Consider the following 4,198-nt stretch of genomic DNA (forward strand, 5'->3'; position numbering starts at 1 on the left):
GCGAATCACCTTCTTCCGATTTTCTTGAATATTTCAGTCAACACAACGGCATACTGAATGCTTACGGCCCGACAGAAGCGACCGTTTGTGCGACAGGGAAGCTGTATCAACGGGGGGATATTGCAACAAACATTGGTAAAGCGATTAATAATGTCCGCCTTTATGTTCTTGATAATCACGGCAATCTGTCTCCTATCGGTGCTCCGGGAGAACTGTATATCGGTGGAGCCGGGCTGGCACGGGGGTATTTAAACCGGCCGGAACTGACCGCCGAACGTTTTGTAGAAAACCGATTTGCCACCGCAGCAGACAAGGTTCGCGGTTATACCCGTCTGTATAAAACCGGTGATCTAGTCCGCTGGCGGCCGGATGGCACTCTGGAATATCTCGGGCGCAATGATTTTCAGGTCAAAATTCGTGGTTATCGCATTGAACTAGGCGAAATTGAGACTGCCCTTGCGACTCATCCTCAAGTCAAACAGGCGGTGGTGATTGACCGTGAGCATAACGGCCATAAAATACTGGTCGCGTATCTGGTGACGACTGGGGAATTGTCTGATGACAGCCTGACTGGGCATCTCTCTTCCCGCCTGCCGGAATACATGCTGCCGGCCAGCTTTACCTTTATTGATGCGGTGCCTCTGACTCTGAACGGCAAACTGGATCGCCACGCCTTACCTGAGCCAGTCTGGGAGGATCGTGATAGCTACGTCGCGCCCCGCAATGCGCTGGAAACCCAACTGTGTGCCATTTGGCAGGACGTATTGGGACTGGAGCGGGTGGGCATCGAGGACAATTTCTTCCGTATCGGGGGCAACTCCCTGACGGCAATTCGGCTGACCACCGCCATCCGCCGCATACTGGCAACCGAGGTCTCACTGGCTCAGTTGTTTGCGCTGAAAACCATCGCGGGCCTGACAACCCAGATGGAACAGCAGATTTATACGGTTATCCCTCATCTGGCACGAGAGCGTTATCCCTTATCGTTTGCTCAGGAGCGGATGCTCTTTATCGAGCAATTTGAACAAGGCTCCGATACCTACCATATCCCCTATCTGGTTCAACTGGATAATGATGCCTGTCTGCCTCTGCTGGAAACCGCCATTAACCGGCTGGCTGAGCGCCATGCTGTAATGAAGATGGTGTACCGCAGCAATGATGACGGACAGGTTTACCCGCAGAAACTGGACAGAAATTTGGTTATCCAGTCCCAGCCCTGTGAAAATGCTGGCACGCTGTTGAGCACAGTGCGGGCTGAAATAGCCACCCCGTTTGATTTGACCGCAGAACCTAGCCTGCGCCTGCGCCATTATTCGGTGTCTGGCCGACCCTACTTATTAATGCTCTGGCACCATATCGCCATTGACGGCTGGTCGGTCGATATCTTTATGGCTGAACTGGCAGAGATTTACCACGCCTTACGGGAAGGCCGTGACAGCCAGCTTCCTCCGCTGGAGATTACCTACGGCGATTACGCTGCCTGGCAACGGGACTATTTACAGGGCGATGTCCGTGAACACCAACTCGCTTACTGGCAACAAGCCCTGTCCGGTTATGAATCACTAATCTTGCCCACCGATTATCCCAGACCCACACGGGTGAATTATCAGGGACGGGATTTCAAATTTGGGCTGAACACCCGGCTGTCTGAACAGTTAAGGCATCTGGCAAAAGCACAGGAAACCACCCTGTATACCGTGCTGCTCAGTGCCTTTTATCTCACGCTGGCAAAATTATCCGGACAAAATGATATCGTTCTGGGGACGCCGACGGATAACCGACACCATGCCCAAACTCAGCCCCTGATTGGGATGTTTGTCAACTCACTGGCCTTAAGGATACAACTTCAACAAACCGCCAGTGTGAAAGCACTGATTCAACAGACCCATCAGCGGGTAACAGAGGCTAAGGTCCATCAGGACATGCCGTTTGAACAGCTGGTCGAAACACTGGATATTGAGCGTGACACCGCCCGCCATCCGATTTTTCAGGTGATGTTTGGGCTGCAAAGCTTTAAAGAAAATCCACCAGACAACCGTCTGCCATTCAGGCCGGTGACACCGGATGAACCATTATACAGCCCCGCCAAGTTTGACCTGAGCCTGTTTTTATCCGACGGACAAACCAATATTACCGGGTGCCTGAATTACGCCGTCAACCTGTTTGCCGAGACCACTATCGTGAGACTGGCAGAGATTTATCAGCGGGTGCTGGCAGCCTTCGTGGCAGACCAGACACAATCGCTGGCCGGGCTGAATATCCTGTCTGCTCAGGAGCGCCATACCCTGCTGCACCGCTGGAATCAGACCGATGCGCCTTACCCGCAGGATAAAACCCTGCAACAACTGTTTGAAGCCCAGGTGGAAAGCACACCAGATAACGTGGCGCTGGTGTTTGAAGGCGAATCCCTGACCTACCGCCAGCTTAACCAACAGTCAAACCAACTGGCTTATGTGATCCGTGAACAGTGTCAGCAACACCATCATACCCCTGTGCAAGCGGATACCCCCATCGCTCTCTACCTTGACCGCAGTCTGGAAATGATCATCAGTATTTTGGCGGTATTGAAAGCCGGAGGCGCTTATGTGCCCATTTCACCAGAATATCCATCAGAACGAGTCCAGTTTATCCTAGCTGACACGGCAACTTCCTGCATATTGACCCAACAGCGACACTTGATAACGTTGACGGCATACAGTCAGGCACTCGTGGAACAGCCGACACTGATAGCAACGGATGATCCGATAATTACCGCGGGCCAGCCCGTGGACAATCCGGCATCGGCAAACAAATCCTCAGATTTGGCCTATATCATCTATACCTCAGGTACCACCGGACAGCCGAAAGGCGTCATGATTGAACACAAAAATGTAGCTCATATGGCGGCGGCACAAGCAGACATTTTTGATGCCGCCAAGAGAAAAAAATCCTTAATGTTTGCCGCCTATGTGTTTGATGGCTCTGTTTTCGAACTCTTCCCCAGTTTATTTAATGGCCTGACGCTTTACCTTTGCAGCGAAACAGAACGTCATGCCCTGGCAATTGAAAAACTCATTCAACGAGAAGGCATTGAAATAGCGGCCTTACCGCCAGCCATACTCAAGCTGTTAATTGGCTCGCACTTACCCTCCTTGCAGTTATTAGTGACCGCCGGAGAATCCCCCTCGCTGGATTTTCTTGAACATTTCAACCGTCATAGCTCTGTCCTCAATTCTTATGGTCCAACCGAGGTTACTGTTTGTGCGACAGAGAAGCGATATCAACATGGGAATATCGCAACAAATATCGGCAAAGCGATTAATAACGCCCGCCTTTACGTTCTTGATAATCACGGCAATCCGTCTCCTGTCGGTGCGCCGGGAGAACTCTATATCGGTGGGGCCGGAATCGCGCGAGGTTACTGGAACCAACCTGAACTGACCGCCGAACGTTTTGTTGCAAACCCCTTTGCTACCACAGAAGATAAGGTTCGCGGTTATACCCGTCTGTATAAAACCGGCGATTTAGTCCGCTGGCGACCGGATGGCAATCTGGAATATCTGGGGCGCAATGATTTTCAGGTCAAAATTCGTGGTTATCGCATTGAATTGGGCGAAATTGAAACCGCACTCACGTTGCACCCGCAGGTAAAACAAGCAGTGGTAATTGACCGTAATCATAACGGCCATAAAGTCCTGGTGGCGTATCTGGTGACGGAAAAGAAACTCTCAGACGATGAGCTTGTCAGGCACTTATCTTCCCGTCTGCCGGACTACATGCTACCGGCCAGCTTTACCCGTATTGAATCCATTCCTCTGACTCTGAACGGCAAAGTGGATCGGCAAGCATTGCCGGAACCTGTTTGGGAAAATAAAGAGGGATACGCGGCGCCCCGCAATGCGCTGGAAACCCAACTGTGTGCCATTTGGCAGGACGTATTGGGACTGGAGCGGGTGGGTATCGAAGATAATTTCTTCCGTATCGGGGGCAACTCCCTGACGGCAATTCGGCTGACCACCGCCATCCGCCGCATACTGGCAACCGAGGTCTCACTGGCGCAGTTGTTTGCGCTGAAAACCATCGCGGGCCTGACAACCCAGATGGAACAGCAGATTTATACGGTTATCCCTCATCTGGCACGAGAGCGTTATCCCTTATCGTTTGCTCAGGAGCGGATGCTCTTTATCGAGCAATTTGAACAAGGCTCCGATACCTACCA

General features: G+C 51.8%; 1 protein-coding gene. It reads left to right on the plus strand.

Going from position 1 to position 4,198, the window contains the following annotated elements; all coding sequences use genetic code 11:
• Window positions 1-4,198 (plus strand): non-ribosomal peptide synthetase (locus C6H66_RS24440; protein WP_146111130.1); only part of this gene is annotated, 4,198 nt, incomplete at both ends.

Source organism: Photorhabdus hindustanensis, assembly GCF_002968995.1.
GTDB lineage: Bacteria > Pseudomonadota > Gammaproteobacteria > Enterobacterales > Enterobacteriaceae > Photorhabdus > Photorhabdus akhurstii.